The organism is Anabaena sp. UHCC 0399 (assembly GCF_034931465.1).
Lineage (GTDB): Bacteria > Cyanobacteriota > Cyanobacteriia > Cyanobacteriales > Nostocaceae > Trichormus > Trichormus minutissimus.
In genome coordinates this window covers 66696-86685 of sequence record NZ_JAYGGZ010000028.1, presented here as the reverse complement: position 1 = coordinate 86685, position 19990 = coordinate 66696, and the positions used below count along the sequence as shown (strand labels likewise).

The following is a 19990-nucleotide window of genomic DNA, read 5'->3' as shown; positions in this document are numbered from 1 at the left end:
GCCTTGTAGGGGAGAGGTTTGGAGAGGGGTTTTCCAGATACCGTGAAAAGTCAGCTTAATTTTCTACACCTTCGATACGTTGCATAGCAAAGGGCGATCGCTTCAGACCCTACAGATGCTTGATGTAAGTAAGTCGACGGAAATCAACCTAGCTATATAACAGAATCTAAAATTGACATAATAACCCTTGCGATTGCTAACCTTGGGGACGCTAACGCAAACGTTTCATACCCTACGGGAAGGCTAACGCCAACGCAATGACACAGCGTGAATTATTTAAGCCGTTCTACTTATTGCCAACATTTTTTGAACTGGTATAGTTTTTCCAAATAATTAATATAGAAAATTGCATAAATTGATTGTGAATAAATCATAGGATACTTAAATATATTTATTTAAGTAAAGGGGAATATATTGGCTTTACTTTTGCTTGAAATCTGTATTCTTTCGCTATAGGTTATTCTCTCAAGCAATAAAAATTATGACAATTAACAGAAAGCTTTCTCCGATAGAGCAAAGCATGGAAATTTTAAACCGTCGCGTTGCTGCTAATGTAGTGACAATTAGCCGTGTTCAGGGAAAATTAAGTCAAGACATAGTTAGGCAAGCTCTTGATTTAATTCAAGTTCGCCATCCTCTGCTTAACTCTCGGATTGTTGGCAATTTAGATAATATTTGCTTTGAATTTGGAGCAGAACAACTTCCTTTACGTATAGTTCATAAAAAATATCTAGCCCAATGGCAGGAAGTTGTTTTAGAAGAATTGAACCAACCAATCGCTAGCAATAAATATTTAGCCCGTTCTGTATTAATTAGATTTGCAGATGAAAATATCAATTATTTATTAATAATATTACATCATGCAATTTCAGATGGATTATCAATAGTTAAGTTACATTCCGAAATTTTAACTTACTGTCAGAAACTGGTTTCTAACCAATTAGATTCAGATACCTTTATCTTATCTCCTTTACCCTCTATTCAAAAATTAATGCCGCAATCAATGCAGGGTAAACTGGGTGTCATTAAAGGAATTTGTTTTGCATTGAGATTGCTGCTAAAAATTATTTTATATCAGCCTAAAAAGTTGACTTTTGAGCAGTGCGTACCTTTTAAATTACGCACTGCTGGAATGATTCATCGCCAGTTGAATCGAGAAGATACTGTAAAATTGGTGGAGATTTGTAGAAATAAAAATACAACTGTACAGTGTGCTTTATGTGCAGCTATGCTGATAGCAGTAGCAAGAAAAATTAGCAATATAAATAAAACAAATATATGCTTGAGTTGTCATTCATATGTTGATTTACGAAAACGGTTTCTACCAGAAGTTAATCGTGAAAACTTAGGCATATTGACTTCCGCCATCACCTCATTTCACACTCTGGATAGCAAGGTATCCTTTTGGAATTTAGCGCAGGATGTTAAAAAACAGTTAGCAGCAAGTTTACAAAGTGAAGATATCTTTAGTAGCGTTTTAGTATCTAAGAAAATTTACGATTTTCTTTTACTTCAACCAAATAAAGCACCTGTGAGTGTAGCTGTTACAAATATTGGTCGAGTCACGATTCCCAGTGATTATGGTGAATTTAAACTTGAAGAAATCAGTTTTGTACCATCTCAGGCAGTATTCGGTGGTACTTTTAGTGTTGCGGTTGCAACATTTCAAGACACAATGCTCTTAAACTTCACATTTTCTGAGCCTTCAGTTAGTCGAGAAAGTGCTGAAAGTTTAGCAAATGATGTAATGTCTTATATGCTCGATGCTTGTCATGAGACTCATCTCTAGTACAGCACGACGTAAATAAGCAGACAATTTCAAAACAGCAAAAGCCTTGGTATATTAAACTTTTGACTTACCCTCCGGGTTTGCTCTTCTCTACGAGAGGCTGTGCCAAAGCGTTCTCGTAGAGTAGCCGCTTTCGCGTCTATGACTTTTGACTTTTGACTTCCACCTTGCGGTACTAGTCCCCCTTCCTCCCGTTGTCATAGCTTTGAGTCTGACGGAGGGAGGACAAGAGGTTAGAGATGAATATAGAAATCAATAATTGATTTCGTGCAATGTTTAACTAAATTGCTCACCTACATCTAGGTTAAATAACATCTGTAGGGTTTGCATACAGCGTCTTCTAGCATCAACATCTTGTTGCGCCCGCAATTGCACCATTGGGTCATGTAAAATTTTATTAACAATTCCTCTTGTTAAAGCTTCTATGACTTCTTGATGCTTGTCGCCAAATTCCGAACCTAATCTTGATAAAGCTTTTTCTAATTCTTGTTCGCGGATGGTTTCGATTTTATTCCGCAGAGAGCTAATGGTTGACACAGTTTCTAGACTGCGCCACCAAATATCAAAAGCATCAACCTCTTCTTCTAATAGCCGTTCTGCTTCTTGAGCCATTTTCCTCCGGCTTTCATAATTTTGTGCGACAACAGCCTTTAAATCATCGACATTAAAGGCTTGTACATGAGACAGATCATTGACGTCTGTATGGACATTTCGTGGCACAGAGATATCAAATAACATCAGAGGTTGATTAGGAGCTAAAACCATCTCTAATTTAGCTCTATCAAGTATTGGCTCGGTTGCAGAAGTGCTAGTAAATACTATATGACTATCGGAAATTACTTGCATCATATCCGGGAGCAAGTGTGTGCGAATAGGCTGATCAGAAAACTGCTGTGCCAATTCTTGAGCGCGATCGCGGGAGCGATTGACAATACTAATTTGCGTAGCACCTTTAGAAATCAGGTGTTGTACCAACAGCCGTGACATCTTACCAGCACCGAGAATTGCTACTCGACAACTAGATAAATTATCTGCTTTGATTTGTGCTAATTCCACAGCAGCCGAACTAATAGAAACTGCACCAGTCCCGATGCTCGTTTCCGTGCGGACACGCTTACCAGCTGTCAGTGCTTGTTTAAATAATCGATTCAGAATTGTTTTTATACCATTAAATTGCTGCCCCAGTTTGTGAGTATTTTTCACCTGAGCCAGAATTTGTCCTTCTCCGAGGACTAAGCTATCTAAACCCGCAGCTACCCGCATAACGTGCATCACTGCATCTTCGTGCAGCAGAACAAATAAGTGTTGTCGTAAAGAATTTACAGGTAATTTACTGTGTTCTGAAAGAAACTGAGTAACTTCTCGGATACCATGCTCAGTTTCCGCCGCCACAATGTAAATTTCTAAGCGGTTACAAGTGCTAAGGATAGCAACTTCATCAATGTGGGGATAGCTGGTGAGGTGTGCGATCGCACTTTCTGTTTGTGGTTCTGGAATACTCAGCTTTTCCCGAATTTCAACTGGGGCTGTTTTATGGCTTAACCCCACCACTGCAATATTCATTTCTTATCGGTAATTAGTAATGGGTTATTTAATGATTGGGGATTGGGGACTTGGAATTTTAGATTTTAGATTTTAGATTTTGGATTGAATAATCTAAAATCTAAAATCTAAAATCTAAAATTGAAAGACTGGGGATTGGGGACTGGGGATTGGGAATTGGGAATTGGGGACTAGGTATTGGAGATGAAATTTACCCCCTGCTCCCCCTGCTCCCCCTGCTTCCCTTGCTCCCCTGTCCCCTGTCCCCTAACTCCTAGTGCAGTTGCACAATCTTGGGCTGTTCCCACATATGAATAGTATCTACAAACCGAGCAGTTTTGGACTGACTGGAGATAACCAGACTTTGAGTTCTAGAACCGCCGTGGAAGAAGCGGACACCTTGCATGAGGTTTCCAGAGGTGATACCACACGCAGCGAACAGAACAGTTTCCCCAGATGCTAGTTCATGGGCGTTGTAGACCTTATCAGCGTCATTAATACCCATAGAACTCAAACGATCGAGGTTAGCTTCTCTGCTTTCACCAATCAAGCCTGTTTTCACTACTGCTGGATCGTAGATCAATTGACCTTGGAAGTGTCCACCCAAAGCACGCATTGCGGCTGCGGAAATCACACCTTCAGGAGCAGCACCAATACCCATCAGCGCATGAATATTAGTACCAGCAAAGCCACAAGATACAGCCGCACCCACGTCACCATCAGAAATCAACTGTACTCTTGCGCCGGCTTCACGGATTTCTTTGATCAAATCGGTGTGGCGATCGCGCTTCATGACTACTATCACAAGTTCATCAATAGCGCGGTCTAGACACTCGGAAAGAATCTTGAGGTTTTCCGTGGCTGACTTGTTAATGTCTACGTGACCTTTAGCGGCTGGAGGTGCTGCTAGTTTCTTCATGTAGAAGTCAGGAGCAGCAAATAGTCCACCTTTTTCAGAAATTGCCAGCACAGCCATTGAACCAGGTTGTCCATAGGCAACCAAGTTTGTACCTTCGCAGGGGTCAACGGCAATATCAATTTCGACCAATTCATCGGGGTTACAGAAGTTTTTAGCATCTTCTTGGGTACAGATACCGACTTCTTCTCCAATGTAAAGCATGGGCGCGTCATCGCGTTCCCCTTCCCCAATTACAATGCGACCACGCATATGAATTTTATTCATCCGCTCCCGCATTGCTTCCACTGCTACTTGGTCAGCAGTATTTTTTTCGCCCTTACCCATCCACTTGGCGGATGCGATCGCGGCCTGTTCTACTACCTCAATAATCTCTAATCCAAGTGTATTTTCCACAGAGTCACCCTCTCAACTGCTTGATTTTTCCGACTTTTCATCTGGCCATTTCAGTTCTTAAGTCTACCAAAGGGCGGATACCGTGTGATCAAATAGAACAAATACTATTAAGTTGCCATTTGCTAATGTGTTAAGTTTTGCTGCTAAAATTAACATCTGATTGAATCGTGTGTAATATGCCCCACTGATTTAAATATTGGAAATTAAATTCTAGGAGAGTAGAAAGTATGTGCAAGTTATTTCTTCTGACAATGTAAAACTTTAAACATTCTCAAAATCTTTAACAATAGGTTGGCGGATATTTTCACTCAAGTGTAAAGCAAGCCAATGGATCAGATTGAAATCTGTTGAAACCAGTACCTACAACTAAAGCTTCTGTATGAAAAAATGCGATCGCTGCTTTAGCTTTTTCTCTGGCTTGTAGATAAAAAAATAGCACCCTTATTTTTTTGTGTTCCCTAAAAACTCAAAATATTGGACTTGAGAAATAAAACCGAGGTTGGTGTCTACTTTATAATTCTTAAAAAAGCATCAGATAAAAATTATGTTTGACTTTCTTAATCCCCTACTTGGTCGCCATCCCGAACGTATCAAAGCCAATGTTGAAATATATACCTGGCAAACTTGCCCTTACTGTATTAGAGCCAAGCTATTACTGTGGTGGAAAGGTGTAAATTTCACAGAGTATAAAATTGATGGTGACGAAGCCGCAAGAGCAAAAATGGCAGAACGTGCCAATGGTCGCCGCTCAGTACCGCAAATTTTCATCAATAACCAACATCTTGGCGGCTGTGATGACCTCTATCAACTAGACACCAAAGGTCAACTTGACCCTCTGTTAGTACAGCCAGCTTGAGTTAGTGCTGAGTGCTGAGTCGTGAGTGCTGAGTGCTAAGTTCTGAGCGAAGTTATCGTTTCTTTTTCCTTGTCTTCAAAAATTTTTGAATTTTGTAGCTTGCTTCTCCCCAGGAGTATTTTGAATTTTGAATTAATTTACCCCGAATATCTCATCTATCGTCACTGGATGAGCCGAGCTTTAGAATTGGCAAAAGTTGCTGGTGACGCGGGGGAAGTCCCAGTTGGGGCTGTGATTACTGATGCTGATGGTAATTTAATTGCTGAAGGTGAAAACCGAAAAGAGCGTGATCAAGATCCTACAGCCCATGCAGAAATTATTGTTTTGCGTTCAGCCACCAAAAATTTACAAACTTGGCGGCTTCATGATTGCACCTTGTATGTAACCTTAGAACCTTGTCCTATGTGTGCAGGTGCAATCGTACAAGCACGTCTAGGAAAGTTAGTCTATGGAGTGGACGATACCAAAACCGGCGCAATTCGGACAGTTCTCAACATCCCCGATAGTGCTGCTTCTAATCACCGCCTACAAGTTATTGGAGGTGTTCTAGAGTCAGCCTGTCGTCAGCAATTACAAAACTGGTTTGCTACTAAGCGATATCCGAAAAAATAACGGACAGAGATGAAACTGTCCAGCTGTAATCACACAACTTACGGAAGAAAATCTACGGTGTAACTAAATCAATCTCTCGCCGAATTCTACCGGTTAATTTGCAGCTACCCACATGATGGAATTTTACTCTGCGTCTGATACCTGCCCCATAAAGCCAACGGACAAGCCTATAAATCCCAAAGTGGCTGTTAGTTCTGCAAGGATTTCTCCTTGGTTAACTCCTCTGGCATATTTTTTGGGTCATCACTTTCTTTTACCATTCTTTTTTGGACATATTAAAATTACTGGCCAAGAACATATCCCCAAAACTGGCCCTGTTATCTTAGCTCCTACCCATCGCGCTCGTTGGGATTCATTACTTCTACCCTATGCCGCAGGTCGTTACGTCACGGGTAGAGACTTACAATTCATGGTGACAATTGATGAATGTCAAGGTTTACAAGGTTGGTTAATCCGTCGAATGGGCGGATTTCCTGTAAATCCTCAACACCCGGCTGTTGCTACTCTCCGTCATGCTGTAGAAGTGCTGCAACAAGAACAAATGTTAGTTATTTATCCAGAAGGAGATATATTTCGAGATGGCGAAGTTCATCAATTAAAGCCAGGAATTGCTCGTTTAGCTTTGAGTGCAGAATTCCATCACCCAGGACTGGGGGTAAAAATTATCCCAGTTGGCATTAACTACAGTGAGCCTTACCCAAGTTGGGGTGCAGATGTCAGCATTGAAATTGGTTCGGCAATGAATGTCAAAGATTACACCAATGGTAAAGCGAAACAAAACGCCAAGCGGCTAACAGAGGATTTAACAAGGACTCTACAACATTTAAGCAATCAAGAACTCGCTGTTAGTCATCATGCTTTTGCAGAGATTTCCAATTCTTAATCGTGTAGCGACCTAAATCCCTAAACTCAATTCCCAACTAATGAGCTTACCTGTATCTTGGGGGGCGTAGTCTATTAGCCATAAATACCAACTACCTTTGGCGGACTGTGAGAGTAGCTGTTTAAGTAGGGGATGAGATCGCAGTGTATAAGTTGTTTGTAACTCAGTCCGACACCCTAAAGTCCGATTTTGCAATAACACCTGCTGATTATTGGGAGCAATTAAATAAATTTCTAAATCACCTAAAAAATCATGGGTGAGATTGACTGTAACTTGAATATCTTTAATTGTACTCGCTTCGGAAATAGCGATCGCGCTTTTAATCCCTTGTTGATTATGATCAGGAATCTCTACAGGGCTAGAATTACTCACCTTCACTTGCTTACTAGCCGTTAATGTTTGATCAGCCCGCATTTGTACAGCCGCTTGCACTGCCTTAGCCGCATTGACTTTACCATAACCAAACCACTCGGAATGTCCATTGTTATCGTAAGTACCCCCATACAAACCCAATTGTTGGTCAGGATTAGGGTCTACAATTTTATCTGCCGTTGTTTCTAAGATGCGTTTAACTTGTTGCGCCGTCAAATCAGGATTGGCTGATAAAACCAAAGCTGCTACCCCTGCAACTACAGGTGTCGCACTAGAAGTTCCCCCAAAGTTGCTAGTAAAATCACCTAAATCGTAACCTGCTGCACCTATTTGGTCAGTTGTTAACATTCCCCGTCCAGTTAGGGAAGTTGCAATTGTAGGTTGTGTGTACAAAAAACCTTTCCCTGGAAAAGACATTCCTGGTGGAGCATTATTACTAGGGGCGCACACCGAAATATTAGTTCCCCAATTGCTGTAAGCAGCTTTTTTCCCCATACTGGTTGATGCCGAAATGGTCATCACATCAGAATGTACGCCAAAACCACCCAGCCAGGTTGTCAGACCTTGTAAAACATTGTTTGGCCAATTTTGCTCATATACAGTACCACTCACGGGGCGATTGGCATTGCCCGCCGCAAATAAAACTACGCAACCTTTATCATTGCGTCCTTGTGTAGCTGCCCTGGTAATAGCTGCCTGTTGGCGCAAGGATAAGGGAAAGTAAACAGCTGAAGCTCCCCAGCTACAAGAAATTACACTAGCACCTTTGTCAATTGCCCAGTTAAATATCTGTTCAATTGATTCATCATCTAAAAACCCAGTGGTACGGATAGGCATAAAGGCACACCCAGGCGCAACTCCGACAATTCCTGTGCCATTTTCTTCTGCCACAGCTAACCCTGCACAGCCTGTACCATGACTGCTACCTCTACCATCTGGTAACGGTAAAAAGTCATCATCCCTTAAATCTCTAGGCGCAACTACCTTACCACTACCTTGAAAGTCTGGGTGATTCAAATCAAAAGAATCATCCACAACAGCCACAACTACAGACCGCACCCCACGTGTTACATCCCAAGCTTGTTCTACGGCAATGTGAGAGCCTACAGATAATTCATTACCACCGTTATGGTGGAGATACCATTGCTGGCTATAGAGAGTGTCACGGGGTCGGTAATGCGGCTCAGTTTCGATTAACACATTTGGTTCAGCCGCTAAAACTTCTGGTAGAGTTTGTAACTGGTTAGTGATTTTGATGGGATTTTCTGTAGCTTGTTTACTGACCAGAAATACAAAAGCGTTGGGCAGACCAAGTATGGGTTTGTCTTGGATGAGGTGCAGTTGTGAGGCGATGAGATTAATTTTGAGGGTATCTACCCCATCAGCAAACTGAATGGTAATTTGATCAGCAAAATAAACGAAAGTCCCAGGATTATCCTTGACTGTGTAGGCATGACTAGCAAAAGCTACATTGTCATCACTCCGTGCTTGAGCGATCGCTTCCTCTATTTGCTCTGGTGTAGTTTGAAAGAGTTCTAATTTGGCTTGAGTAATACTGCGTTGCCAAATACCCCAACTAACCTGAGATAATTGTTGCACAGGAAAGTCGGTGACAAAACGGATGGTGAAGCGGTCTAAAGCTTTCGCCAGGATTAATTCTTCACCTCCCCGTTGGAGTACCAATCCCATACTGCTTGCTGGTAAACCGGTGGGTAAATCAGAGGATGAATTGCGATTGTTCATAAGGGCGATTGTGGTTGATGCAGGGGCAACGGGAACTCTATTAAACCGATTTTCAGTCTAAATCAAAGAAACTCAGTACGTAGCTTCGCTTTGTTAAAAACGAAAACAGAGTTAAGATACCCGAAGTTTCCCTACCTTGTTCGATTTCTTAATAGTTGTTGCACAAATTGACCCCATGAACGTTGCTGCTCCTGCTTCTTTAATTCGTTTGACTACCCTAGCGGTGTTAGCAACCCTAGGTCTGCTTGCACCTGTCAATGCTCAGAATCAAGTAAAGCCTATTGATCCTAATAGCCCCAATAATCTCCGTCCTACCGCTCAAAATAATAGCCTGATGAGCATTGAAGGTGGCGATCGCTTGATGACAGAGGCAGCGCAAGCAGTTACTGCCCAAAACTACCCTCTAGCAGCGAAAAAGCTCCAAGAAGCCCGTCAGGTTTATAATCAGTTATCAAATTTCTATCAAGATTTAAACTCTAGCTTTTCTGGCATAGACAGTCGAGTTTCCGATTCCCAGCGACAAAAAGCTTTTTCAACAGCGCAAAAGCGGGATGAAGCCACCTATCAACTAGCTTTGGTACATCGCGCTCAAAATCAGCCAGAATTGGCTGTGCCTTTATTAGTGCAAATCATTAAAAGCCAAAATCCCACGAGAGAACTAGGTAAAAAAGCTTATCAGCAGTTATTTGAATTGGGCTTTGTTGATGCTCCCTATCCCCGACAAGGTGCCAATTCCTCTTCCTCACCCCAAAAGTAAAAAGGCAGGGAAGCAAAGAAAGCAGGGGAAGCAAGGGAAGCAGGGGAAGCCGGGCAGGGCTGTTTCATTCCCAATCCCTAATCCCTAATCCCCTGATCACCCATAGACTTCCACCAATGCGGGGAGAACAAAAAACTAATACTTAAATTGAACTCCTATACCCGCAATTTGGCAGAGGGATGTTCTCCATATCTGTTATTAATAGAAAAGTAGGTTTTTTAGGAATTGCGATGATTACTCCGCAGCAGGTTGAAGCAATGATCAAAGCGGAACTGCCAGATGCCCATATTCAGGTGCAAGACTTGACCGGTGGCGGCGACCACTATCAGGTGACAGTAGTCTCATCGCAGTTTGCAGGTAAGGGACTGGTGCAACAGCATCAGCTAGTTTATGGTGCTTTGCGACAAGCTATGTCAACTGAGGCTATTCACGCCTTGGCATTAAAAACATCTACCCCCGAAGCTTGATAGGCATCAGCCAGCAGTCGCTTCCTAAAGTAATGAGCCAAAAATCAGTAGTCCATAGTCTCAAATTCCGCAGCCAGTCATTTAGTTATTAGTCTACGGGTAATAACTAAATGACTAACGACTATTAACTATCAACAAAACTAGAGAACAAAAAGACCATGACACCAGAAGTCCAAGAAAAAATTGATAACTTGGTAAACCAGAATAAGATTCTAGTTTTTATGAAGGGAACTAAGTTAATGCCCCAGTGCGGTTTCTCTAACAACGTTGTGCAGATTCTCAATACTCTGGGCGTTCCCTTTGAAACTGTTAATGTTTTAGACGATCAAGACATTCGTCAGAGCATTAAAGAATACTCTAACTGGCCGACAATTCCCCAAGTATATATTAATGGCCAGTTCATCGGCGGTTCTGATATCCTGATCGAACTTTACCAAAAAGGTGAGTTGCAGCAACTAGTGGAAGTAGCATTAGCGTCTTAATTTATTTCGAGTAGGTTAGAAACTGAATCAATCCATTTCTAATTTATTTAAAAGAAAAGCAAAAACCAACATTAATTAAATGTGTTGGTTTTTGCTCAAGAAAATTTAAATCGGCGTAATTTGGTTTGCAGGGAAGGGGATTAGGGGGTTAGGTTTCGCGTTAGCTTTTCCAAACAACGTGGAAAGTCAGGAGTATATCAACTGAGTTAGCCTGATGCAATTTTTAGCAAATGAAAATGTTTATTTAGATTATCAAAAATTAGGTGGATACCCCTCAAAGGTTGAGGGGTTAATTTTTGTAATTACAGTGATTCCCAAAGTTTATATGAATGCAGTTGTTGACCTCTACAGATAATATGTTATAATCATCTGCGTTGCTTTAAATAGCCACTATGAACACCTTTGAGCAGGTGTTAGTAATAATCATGTTGTGGCTGAGGTTGCGTCATGACGAAATTTGACGCGTCGTACAAGTAACGACTAGCTTCTTCCTCCAAACGATGAATCAGAAACGGTTCAATAACGTTGCCATTTCGCAGTGCGGCTAGATAGCCATCCAAATACATCCGCATATCATCCGTGCGATACCCGCGATTCCATAACTCGACGAAGGCGTCGGTAATTCTTTGGTAATGGCGGATGGTTTGTGTGTCTTGGAGCATAACTGCTTTCTTTATCTCTTTGGAATGAGAATTGTAAATGATTCAGACTGAAAAGTGAAGGGGGCATTTCTTCTTGATCTACCCTAAAAAGCTCCGATACCTAATGGTGGCAATCTGTCCAGCAACTACAATATAGTTACATCCTATTCCAGAAAAAATAAAATTAGGTGATCCAATCAGTTATTCCTATAGTTGTTTCGGATAGTATCGTGAGGGGATGGGTAATTGCAAGCATCACTTTTTTTAGGAAAAGGTTAACATCGTCCTGGTCATTATCAGCTTGCTTTGTACATAGTTTTTCGGCAGATTACCCAGACTTAAATGGCAGATAGGATATTTAGCAGGAAAATTTTTAATAATCATAACAAAAATTTAAGAATATTACTAACTTACCTCTGGATAAGGCACAACATAAGCATCTAGCCCATTTTTGTATTGAGAAAATGTAAAGCTAATTGTTATTGGAGTAACAAAGGCTACAAAACCTTGAGCATGGGCTTGTTACTTTGAAATTCATCAGACGCTAAGGGGTCTTGCCGCCGTGGGTTCGGTTTGTATTGAAATCGTTGAGGGGAATCCCCATCTGAGGTCGTTGCTTGGTTGGCACTTGCAACAATTGGAATATAGAGTTCATCAAGCCGCTAGCATTTATCAAGCTAGGGAAGCTTTTTTAAGCCATCAACCGACTTTGGTCATCCTAGATGCTGATTTGTCAGATGGAGACGGTATTGAGTTTTGTCGTTGGTTGCATCGTCAGCAACAACCGCTCATCTTGATGCTATCTGCTCGTAGCAATGAAGCGGATGTGGTTGCAGGCTTAAAAGCAGGAGCTGATGATTACTTGAGTAAACCTTTTGGAATGCAAGAGTTTTTGGCTAGGGTAGAAGCCTTAATTCGGCGCAATCGCACGCCTACAGCACCTGCTTATTTGGATTATGGTACTTTGCAAATTGACTTAGTGCAGCGTCGTGTCCGATTCCAAGGAGAGTTTATTGACCTCACTCCCCAGGAATTTAGTTTGCTGTACGTTTTGGCACAAGCTGGAGGAGTACCATTGAGTCGGTCTGAGTTGTTGCGTCGTGCGTGGCCTGATGCCATTGACAACCCGCGTACCATTGACACTCATGTTTTATCGCTACGCAAAAAAGTTGAACTTGATCCCCGCCAACCTAGTTTGATTCAAACTATTCGGAATGTGGGATACAGATTTAACATGGAAAGTTTGAATGCTAATCATCCCCAAACACAAACCAAGTTACCAAAGGAGAGATTTAGTAATCAACGTTCAACACTTAGTGGGCAAATATCATAGGTGAAAATTGCCAAATCTCCAAACATCAAAATCCCAAGTTTATTAAAATTTTGAATTGTGTCGCCACACCCTGTAGGGTATTTTGAATTGCTGTGGTACTAGCTCCATTCTTCAGTGATTTGAGCTTCGGCATTCAATAGCCTTTCTTTTAGATTAACCCAGTCGATATTAGAGGCTGTTTGATTAGATAACAAACTTCCTTGCTCTAGATTTAACAACCGGGTGCAAAATATCTGGGTTAAGTCTATTTGATTATTGATCATCAAAATTGTAGTTTGATGAGTTTGATTAAGTTGAATTAAAACTTGCATTAGATGGGTCGCTCTGCCAATATCCAAATTAGAGGTTGGTTCGTCTAAGAGCAAAATTTGTGGTTGAATGACTAAAGCTCGTGCGATCGCTACTAGCTGTCTTTGTCCTGTTGAAAGTTGCAATTCAGTGCGTCCTAACCAATCATTGGGAATTTGCAGTTGTTCTACCCAATGATTAACTTGTTCCTGAATCGTCTGTTTAGGCAAATCGCGGAGAACTAAAGGATAAGCCAAGGCTTGCTGGACTGTCATCCCTAACAGTCTTGGCTCTTGTAATACCAGTGTCACCATCTGGCGCAGTTTGATAATTGGAATTTGGCGATAATCCTGATTATCCAAATAAATTTTGCCGCTAGCAGGTTCACTCAAACGATTAATCAGACGTAGCAGTGAAGTTTTACCAGCACCAGAGGGGCCGAGAATTGCTAAACGTTCCCCTGGGGAAACCGCAAAGGAAATATCCCGCAATATCGGGTATCCCTGAAGCTGGGTTTTCAGCTTTGCAAACAAATTAACTTGTTCTAGCCGTAATTGGGCTGTCATTGGGGTGCAATACCAATTCAAAATTCACTCATAGCCTTTGGCTAGGCTTACGCCTACAAAATCTAAAATTTTCGCGTAGCATCTCGGAGACAATAAGGGTGTAGGAGTGTAGGAGTGTAGGAGTGTAGGAGTGTAGATAGACAAGGAAGAATTTTCTTCCCAGTCCCCAATCCCCATTCCCTTCTTTAGCTAGCTAAGGCTGTAGTTATAGTCCAGGCATCAATCAACAATAACAGCAGCGTACATCCTAATAAAATCACATACATCCACGGTTGTGCTAGAGGGCGAACATCTGTGGTATCTATACCTGTTTTAGCTTGAACTATATTTACTAAACGGGCAAATCCAGCTACCCGCATCGGTAGTAGATAAGCTTTACCATCTTGACTCAGAAAATAATAAACTAACCCACCTTGACCAGTAGAGCGTGGTTTAAGCTGTTTTATCTCTGACCAAGATAAAGACCAACCTTTACGCCAAAAGTGAGAAACCCAAGTTGGGTAAGTCACTTGAATTGATTGGTCATCTACAATTACTCTTTCAGTCAACACCGCATATAAACCCAGGAAGCCAATGCAAATTCCCACCCATAACAAAGTGGGAGGGATAGGCGCATCTGTAGCTTGAGCTAAAAAAGGTAAGGGTAAAGTAAGTGCTATATAAAGACTCAATAGCGTGAGCCGAATTAGGGGAGATAGACGAAAAATACACGCTGAAGTATTAGCTGAGTTTACTGTCACGGCTCAATCATCAAATTATGGGCTTTTAAATTTAGTCTAACTAAAGATGGGTATGGGGCATTGGGATCAAATCTACCTTCTAGTCCCCAGTCCCCAATTAAGGTAAATATTTTTGCACCACACTCCAACCAGTGAGTGATACCCAAGTAAAACCAAAAAACAGCATAATATTCAGACTAATATGCAAAGGTCTAGCCCAAGGTCGTCGGTGACTGATTTGTGTGGCACTAAAAGCTGATATTAAAACTAATCCTACGACTATCAAGCCAGCCCATAAGTGTGATGAATGTCCCAAAGAACCAAAGTGACCGAGAGTGCCGACGATACCAATAGCCAACAGTAACAGCACTAAACTAACCATGCTGATGCCCATTGTATAGTGGAGCGATCGCCACAAGCGGGGGGTAGCCCAATTGAACAACAAAAAATTAGGAACTTCCTGAGAATTTCTCACTCGCCACATCCAAAAGCCTGTAACGGCTAAAACTAAATACGCCAGTATCGACAATCCCATCGACCAAGCAGCTATTTTCCACAACCAGAGAAAAGAAGGTAGGTGCATAAGGTTTATTTTAGAGGGGACAGGGGACAGGTGACTCATTCCCAATACCCAATATCCATTAACTAAAAATAAAAAAGGCTGCTGACTTCAGCAACCCTCAGAGATTTTAAAATTATTTTTTTAATCAATTGATGCTTAACTAGCAACTGTTAAAGGTTTTGTTGTATCACTAGATTTTGTATTATTTGGCTGAACAATTGCTTTTGTACTAATAGGGTCTGCACCGACTGAGTTTGTATCCAATTCGCTACTGCTAGGCTCGCTAATCATCAGGCGATCGCACGGAATTGTATCTGACAAAATCGCACTTGCCATCATCCCTGTATGAATCTCCATGTGAGCCTCTAGTGGAGCTTCAAACATGAGACGTTGTCCAGGAAAAACCACCCTTTCAAAATACCAATTTGGAATGTTGGAGATGCGAGCCACCTGGATTTTGCTCGTGGCATTAACGTAGCAGCAGAGAACTTTTTCCAATTGCTCAGGTGGTAGAGGATCTAATATTTGAGCCATAACTGCCGAGGAGCTTTACGCCACAATTTTACATTACACCAGCAAAATTAACACTTGCTGATCCCTCTATGTTGTAACTCCGACTACCAACTGAAATTTTCTACGTTATTTCTATCTAAAGGTATGTTCAAGTTATGAATTTTTAATAAAACTTTTTTATTCTAGATAATTTTACACTATGCAAGAATTTTTGGGGATTTTTCACTAGATTAATTAACTTATTGCGCCAAATATCATAGATATTTACCATAGTTAATCATTAAAATTACTTTAATTTCTTCCGTTGTGAATATTTTATGGCTTTATCTATCGTAGGAAATAGCCGCAGGGATCATCGCTTAATGATTGACACTCTCCGTAGCTCAAGCCTACGCAGTAGTTTTCATTCTTATGGCTCAAATCACATGGTTTTATAGCTACTTTCTTATAAACTCAATGTTATGGTAAAGATATATGAAAATTTTCTTCATAAAACCTTACTCATACTCCTCGATATTAAGCAAATCTACATATCAAGAATCTGCTGCGATGTCAAGTATGATTGCCAATAAAGTGCTAATCCAACCAGCACATTAGAAATTGATACTTTCTTGGACTTTTCCCAAAAAACAGCAAGATGATGGAAAATCGAATTCTTTACGTTCGCCTTCCTTGTAACCCTATCTTCCCCATAGGGGTTGTTTATCTGAGTGATCATGTCCACAAGGTTTTTCCCAACATCGAACAACGCATTTTTGATTTGGGAACTGTTCCACCTTTAGACTATGCGTCAGCCTTAGATCGTTGTATTGACGAATTCCAGCCCACACTACTAGTATTTTCTTGGCGGGATATCCAAATTTATGCTCCAGTCGGCGGACGTGGTGGCAACCCGCTACAAAATGCCTTTGAATTCTACTACGCGACAAATCCCTTCATTAAATTGCGTGGGGCTTTGGGTGGTTTACGAATCTTCATTGCTTATTATGTAGAGTTGTGGCGCAATCTGGGATTAATTAAACGTGGTTTAAAACGAGCCAAACAGTATCACCAAGAAGCCCGTGCAGTTGTAGGCGGTGGTGCAGTTAGCGTATTTTACGAACAGTTGGGTAAAAGCTTACCCCCAGGAACAATTATTTCTGTGGGTGAAGGGGAAACCTTGCTAGAAAAGTTCCTACATGGCCGAGAGTTCCGGGATGAACGCTGCTATGTAGTAGGAGAAACACAACCACGGCAAAGACTAATTCACGAACAACCTACCCCCCTAGAAAAAACCGCGTGTAACTACGACTATATAGAAACTATTTGGCCAGAGTTTAACTATTACCTGCAAGAAGAAGACTTTTACATTGGTGTACAAACTAAACGAGGTTGCCCCCACAACTGCTGTTACTGTGTCTACACCGTTGTTGAAGGGAAACAGGTACGAATTAATCCAGCAGATGAAGTAGTCGCAGAAATGCGCCAACTATATAATCGTGGCATTCGCAATTTCTGGTTTACTGATGCCCAATTTATTCCTGCACGGAAATTTATCGACGATGCTGTAGAACTTTTGCAGAAAATCGTAGATTCTGGCATGACAGATATTCATTGGGCAGCATACATCAGAGCCGACAACCTCACACCAGAGTTGTGCGATTTGATGGCAAAGACAGGGATGAATTACTTTGAAATCGGCATCACTAGTGGTTCTCAAGAACTCGTGCGGAAAATGCGAATGGGGTACAATTTGCGAACCGTTCTGCAAAACTGCCGCGACTTAAAAGCAGCTGGCTTCAACGATTTAGTATCCGTCAACTACTCCTTTAATGTGATTGACGAACGTCCCGAAACCATTCGCCAAACAATTGCTTACCACCGCGAACTAGAAAAGATTTTCGGTGCGGATAAAGTCGAACCAGCTATCTTTTTTATTGGCTTACAACCTCATACCCACTTAGAAGAATATGCCTTCAAAGAAGGGATTCTCAAACCAGGGTATGATCCGATGAGTTTGATGCCGTGGACAGCCAAAAAACTCCTTTGGAATCCTGAACCCCTTGGTTCATTCTTTGGTGAGGTTTGCTTGCAAGCCTGGCGACAAAATCCCAATGATTTCGGTAGGGAAGTGATGAAAATCTTAGAAGCAAAGTTGGGTTGTGCCGATTTAGAAGAGGCACTTTCTGCACCAATTGAAAATAAAGAGAAACAGTTAGCCAGTGTATTGTAGGGAGTAGGGAGTAGTGAGTGCTGTTAGCGGTAGCGGCGGCGTTTAGCCGGTGCTGAGTCAAAAGTAATTCTACCTTGTCTACCTTTTCTCCTTTGTCTACCTTATCCCCCCTTCCTCCCTCTGCCGTTCTTGTCTCTAAATCCTATGTTAGAAGGTTCAATTCTGCAACTGCTGGAAACAGCCCATCGCCAGACTACCAGGCCTATTCACTTCGGGGTGTATTACAAAAATACGCTGGTTGCTTTGTGTCATGCCTTAGAAGACCATATCTTATCTGATGAAAGTAAACCCTTGGTAATTACTGCCTTTCAACGGGGTAAGTGGTATTTACAAGAGGCAGAAAGATATGCAGACATTGCCAACCACAGTCACCAAATTGTGATCATGGCTTCACCAGATACCGGCTTTGCTGAACATCCCACGAGCCAACTGTCAAATGTGGACTTGGTTGCATTAGATGCAGCTGATTCGGTAGCTCAGGAATGGCACTTAATTATCCTGTCACCTAAATACACAGCGATGGTACTTTGTCAAGAACTATCACCTGCTGATTATGGTTCAGAGGGAATACCAACTTCAGATTTAGAGCGTAAGTTCTATGGTTTGTGGACATTTGAGCCGACCTTGGTGAGAGAAACAGCAGAATTAGCGATCGCTCACATTCAAAAATACAACCCAGAATTAGCACAAAAACTCTTGAGTTATGAACAGGCAATTCCGCCTGCTGTCATCACCTCAGACAACCTGTTAACTGTTGTCTCTCGCGTTGTTGATTACCTCCAAACAGGACAAGAACAGTTATCCATTCCTACATCACAGCATCAAAAAGCCCTAGATAGCAACTTGCTTTCTAACGAAGTACAGGCATTTTTGCGGATGGCGCAACTGATGGATCTGGCTGATATTAACAACCCTATGGCCGCTGCAGAAGTCGCTGCGATCGCCGAAACAATGGGGCAACTTTTAGATTTACCTGCATGGCAAATCAAGAGATTAAAACTAGCAGCCTTATTACATCGCATAGATCCACTCCGCACAGCACAAAGCGTTCTGACTCCTGCTACATCCACACAACCCCAAGAAATAGCCCCCAGTTGTCCTTTGAGTTGTCCTCTGATTCCAGGAGCGCAAGTATTACGAAAAATGTCAAGATTACGGGCAGTAGCGCAAATTATCACTCACCAGACCGAATACTGGGATGGGACAGGAGAACCAGCCGGGTTAGCAGGTGATGCAATTCCCCTAGAGTCGAGAATTTTGGCATTGGTTGCAGACTTTCAGTGGCGAGTCAATCAACTGCAATCCTCCCAACAGAATCGGGAAGATATATTTGCTCAAGCCTTGGTAGAATGCAGAGAACAAAGCGATCGCTTTGACCCTAAACTATTAGATGCCATAACTTTGTTAGTCATGGGTTTACAACAAGGACTCGACTTACCTCTAATGACATCCAAAGTTAGTACAGGAATGTGGCTGATTGATTCCCGATGGGATAGCCAGAGCAAGACTAGTGAAGAGATTGGTAGTTACCCCCGATGAATATTGAAGTGATTAGACAAGGAAAACTCAAACAACTCCCAGGGGTAAATTTAGAAGATGAGGAACTCTCTCAACTAGATTTAAGCCACGTCAATCTGGCAGGTGCTACCCTTGTTGGTGCTAATTTCGCAGGTTCTAAGCTCGAAGGTGGGCATTTAGAAGGTGCAAATTTGATGGGGGCTAACCTCCAAGCAACCGACTTGCGGGCTAACCTCATGGGAGCTAACCTCATGCAAGCAGATTTAACAGGTGCAGACCTACGGGGTAGCAACTTGCGGGGTGCTAGCTTGATGGGCGCGAGACTTAGCGACGTGTCATTGGCTGGTGCTTTTTTAAGTGGCGCGAATTTGATGAATGTTAACTTGCAAGGCGTTGACCTGCGTGGTGCTGACTTGCGTGGTGCTAACCTTACAGGTGCAAATCTCAAAGGTGCGGACTTAAGTCGTACTGATTTGGAAGGAGCGTTGTTAAGTGAAGCAAATTTAGAAGAAGCTGACTTACGTGGGGCGAATTTGGCAGGGGCGAATTTGACAGGGGCTAACTTGTTGTGTGCTGAGTTAGCAGGGGCTAATTTAAATGGTGTGAATTTAGAGAAAGCTTGTGTAATTGGTACAGTGCTAGAAAAATTTTCTTAATACAGCAGAAGGATAATTTATTCTCTCTCTACTGTGGGAAATAAATCCACCATATGGACTTGTCAATTAATGCCAATAATTAGGGTGTGCTTGTATATTTGAGAACGCCATTAATATTTTCAATACCTTTCAAGGTGATAGAGGTGCGATTTAGTCTACCATCTCGC

Annotated in this window: 20 protein-coding genes; 11 read left to right on the top strand and 9 right to left on the bottom strand. The window is 41.8% G+C overall.

What is annotated here, in order from left to right:
• The first annotated feature begins 481 nt into the window (after nt 1-481).
• On the top strand, nt 482-1789 hold the full coding sequence (locus VB693_RS16390; RefSeq protein ID WP_323267181.1) for a phthiocerol/phthiodiolone dimycocerosyl transferase family protein: 1308 nt from the start codon (nt 482-484) through the stop codon (nt 1787-1789).
• A gap of 276 nt (nt 1790-2065) precedes the next feature.
• Here the strand turns inward: VB693_RS16390 and VB693_RS16385 are convergent, their stop codons facing one another.
• The 3 genes from VB693_RS16385 to VB693_RS16375 all read right to left on the bottom strand — a co-directional run bounded on the left by VB693_RS16385 (nt 2066) and on the right by VB693_RS16375 (nt 5082).
• Nucleotides 2066-3352 (bottom strand): glutamyl-tRNA reductase, encoded by a 1287-nt coding sequence (locus VB693_RS16385; protein WP_323267180.1) that lies wholly within the window; start codon nt 3350-3352, stop codon nt 2066-2068.
• A gap of 253 nt (nt 3353-3605) precedes the next feature.
• A complete protein-coding gene (gene glpX, locus VB693_RS16380) occupies nt 3606-4643 on the bottom strand; it encodes a class II fructose-bisphosphatase (RefSeq protein ID WP_190701929.1) in 1038 nt (345 codons plus the stop codon).
• Between the two features lie 304 nt (nt 4644-4947).
• The gene (locus VB693_RS16375; protein WP_323267179.1) at nt 4948-5082 is read right to left on the bottom strand and encodes a hypothetical protein; all 135 of its coding nucleotides are present in this window, start codon (nt 5080-5082) and stop codon (nt 4948-4950) included.
• 105 nt (nt 5083-5187) lie between these two features.
• Here VB693_RS16375 and grxC point away from each other — a divergent pair, with 105 nt between their 5' ends.
• The 3 genes from grxC to VB693_RS16360 all read left to right on the top strand — a co-directional run bounded on the left by grxC (nt 5188) and on the right by VB693_RS16360 (nt 6994).
• Nucleotides 5188-5499 carry a glutaredoxin 3 gene (gene grxC, locus VB693_RS16370; protein ID WP_323267178.1) on the top strand — a complete coding sequence of 104 codons (312 nt, stop codon included), beginning with the start codon at nt 5188-5190 and terminating at the stop codon, nt 5497-5499.
• Nucleotides 5500-5667: 168 nt separating this feature from the next.
• The gene (gene tadA / locus VB693_RS16365; RefSeq protein ID WP_323267185.1) at nt 5668-6111 is read left to right on the top strand and encodes a tRNA adenosine(34) deaminase TadA; all 444 of its coding nucleotides are present in this window, start codon (nt 5668-5670) and stop codon (nt 6109-6111) included.
• A gap of 112 nt (nt 6112-6223) precedes the next feature.
• Nucleotides 6224-6994 (top strand): 1-acyl-sn-glycerol-3-phosphate acyltransferase, encoded by a 771-nt coding sequence (locus VB693_RS16360; RefSeq protein WP_323267177.1) that lies wholly within the window; start codon nt 6224-6226, stop codon nt 6992-6994.
• 12 nt (nt 6995-7006) lie between these two features.
• Here VB693_RS16360 and VB693_RS16355 read toward each other — a convergent pair whose 3' ends face one another.
• A complete protein-coding gene (locus VB693_RS16355) occupies nt 7007-9109 on the bottom strand; it encodes a S8 family serine peptidase (protein WP_323267176.1) in 2103 nt (700 codons plus the stop codon).
• A 175-nt stretch (nt 9110-9284) separates the two neighbouring features.
• Between VB693_RS16355 and VB693_RS16350 the strand changes: the two genes are divergently transcribed.
• From VB693_RS16350 to grxD, 3 genes are all read left to right on the top strand, one after another.
• On the top strand, nt 9285-9866 hold the full coding sequence (locus VB693_RS16350) for a hypothetical protein (RefSeq protein ID WP_190702205.1): 582 nt from the start codon (nt 9285-9287) through the stop codon (nt 9864-9866).
• 230 nt (nt 9867-10096) lie between these two features.
• The gene (locus tag VB693_RS16345; RefSeq protein WP_190701940.1) at nt 10097-10333 is read left to right on the top strand and encodes a BolA family protein; all 237 of its coding nucleotides are present in this window, start codon (nt 10097-10099) and stop codon (nt 10331-10333) included.
• Nucleotides 10334-10491: 158 nt separating this feature from the next.
• Nucleotides 10492-10815 (top strand): Grx4 family monothiol glutaredoxin, encoded by a 324-nt coding sequence (grxD, locus tag VB693_RS16340; RefSeq protein WP_190701943.1) that lies wholly within the window; start codon nt 10492-10494, stop codon nt 10813-10815.
• A 413-nt stretch (nt 10816-11228) separates the two neighbouring features.
• Here the strand turns inward: grxD and VB693_RS16335 are convergent, their stop codons facing one another.
• The gene (locus VB693_RS16335) at nt 11229-11477 is read right to left on the bottom strand and encodes a DUF6761 family protein (RefSeq protein ID WP_190701946.1); all 249 of its coding nucleotides are present in this window, start codon (nt 11475-11477) and stop codon (nt 11229-11231) included.
• Nucleotides 11478-12018: 541 nt separating this feature from the next.
• Here VB693_RS16335 and VB693_RS16330 point away from each other — a divergent pair.
• Nucleotides 12019-12789: a response regulator transcription factor gene (locus tag VB693_RS16330; RefSeq protein WP_323267175.1), complete on the top strand. Its 771-nt coding sequence runs from the start codon at nt 12019-12021 to the stop codon at nt 12787-12789.
• 98 nt (nt 12790-12887) lie between these two features.
• Here the strand turns inward: VB693_RS16330 and VB693_RS16325 are convergent, their stop codons facing one another.
• From VB693_RS16325 to VB693_RS16310, 4 genes are all read right to left on the bottom strand, one after another.
• Nucleotides 12888-13643 carry an ABC transporter ATP-binding protein gene (locus VB693_RS16325; protein WP_323267174.1) on the bottom strand — a complete coding sequence of 252 codons (756 nt, stop codon included), beginning with the start codon at nt 13641-13643 and terminating at the stop codon, nt 12888-12890.
• 185 nt (nt 13644-13828) lie between these two features.
• Nucleotides 13829-14383, bottom strand: coding sequence for a hypothetical protein (locus tag VB693_RS16320; protein ID WP_323267173.1), 555 nt, complete (start codon nt 14381-14383; stop codon nt 13829-13831).
• A gap of 97 nt (nt 14384-14480) precedes the next feature.
• Nucleotides 14481-14945 carry a DUF4079 domain-containing protein gene (locus tag VB693_RS16315; RefSeq protein WP_190701956.1) on the bottom strand — a complete coding sequence of 155 codons (465 nt, stop codon included), beginning with the start codon at nt 14943-14945 and terminating at the stop codon, nt 14481-14483.
• Nucleotides 14946-15080: 135 nt separating this feature from the next.
• Nucleotides 15081-15458 carry a DUF1830 domain-containing protein gene (locus VB693_RS16310; RefSeq protein ID WP_190701959.1) on the bottom strand — a complete coding sequence of 126 codons (378 nt, stop codon included), beginning with the start codon at nt 15456-15458 and terminating at the stop codon, nt 15081-15083.
• A 616-nt stretch (nt 15459-16074) separates the two neighbouring features.
• Here VB693_RS16310 and VB693_RS16305 point away from each other — a divergent pair.
• The 3 genes from VB693_RS16305 (at nt 16075) to VB693_RS16295 (ending at nt 19823) form a co-directional block, all read left to right on the top strand.
• Nucleotides 16075-17649 (top strand): photosystem II high light acclimation radical SAM protein, encoded by a 1575-nt coding sequence (locus VB693_RS16305; protein ID WP_190701961.1) that lies wholly within the window; start codon nt 16075-16077, stop codon nt 17647-17649.
• Nucleotides 17650-17793: 144 nt separating this feature from the next.
• On the top strand, nt 17794-19188 hold the full coding sequence (locus tag VB693_RS16300; RefSeq protein ID WP_323267172.1) for a DICT sensory domain-containing protein: 1395 nt from the start codon (nt 17794-17796) through the stop codon (nt 19186-19188).
• The gene (locus VB693_RS16295) at nt 19185-19823 is read left to right on the top strand and encodes a pentapeptide repeat-containing protein (RefSeq protein WP_323267171.1); all 639 of its coding nucleotides are present in this window, start codon (nt 19185-19187) and stop codon (nt 19821-19823) included. The genes VB693_RS16300 and VB693_RS16295 overlap by 4 nt, the downstream gene beginning before the upstream one ends.
• The last annotated feature ends 167 nt before the right edge of the window (nt 19824-19990 follow it).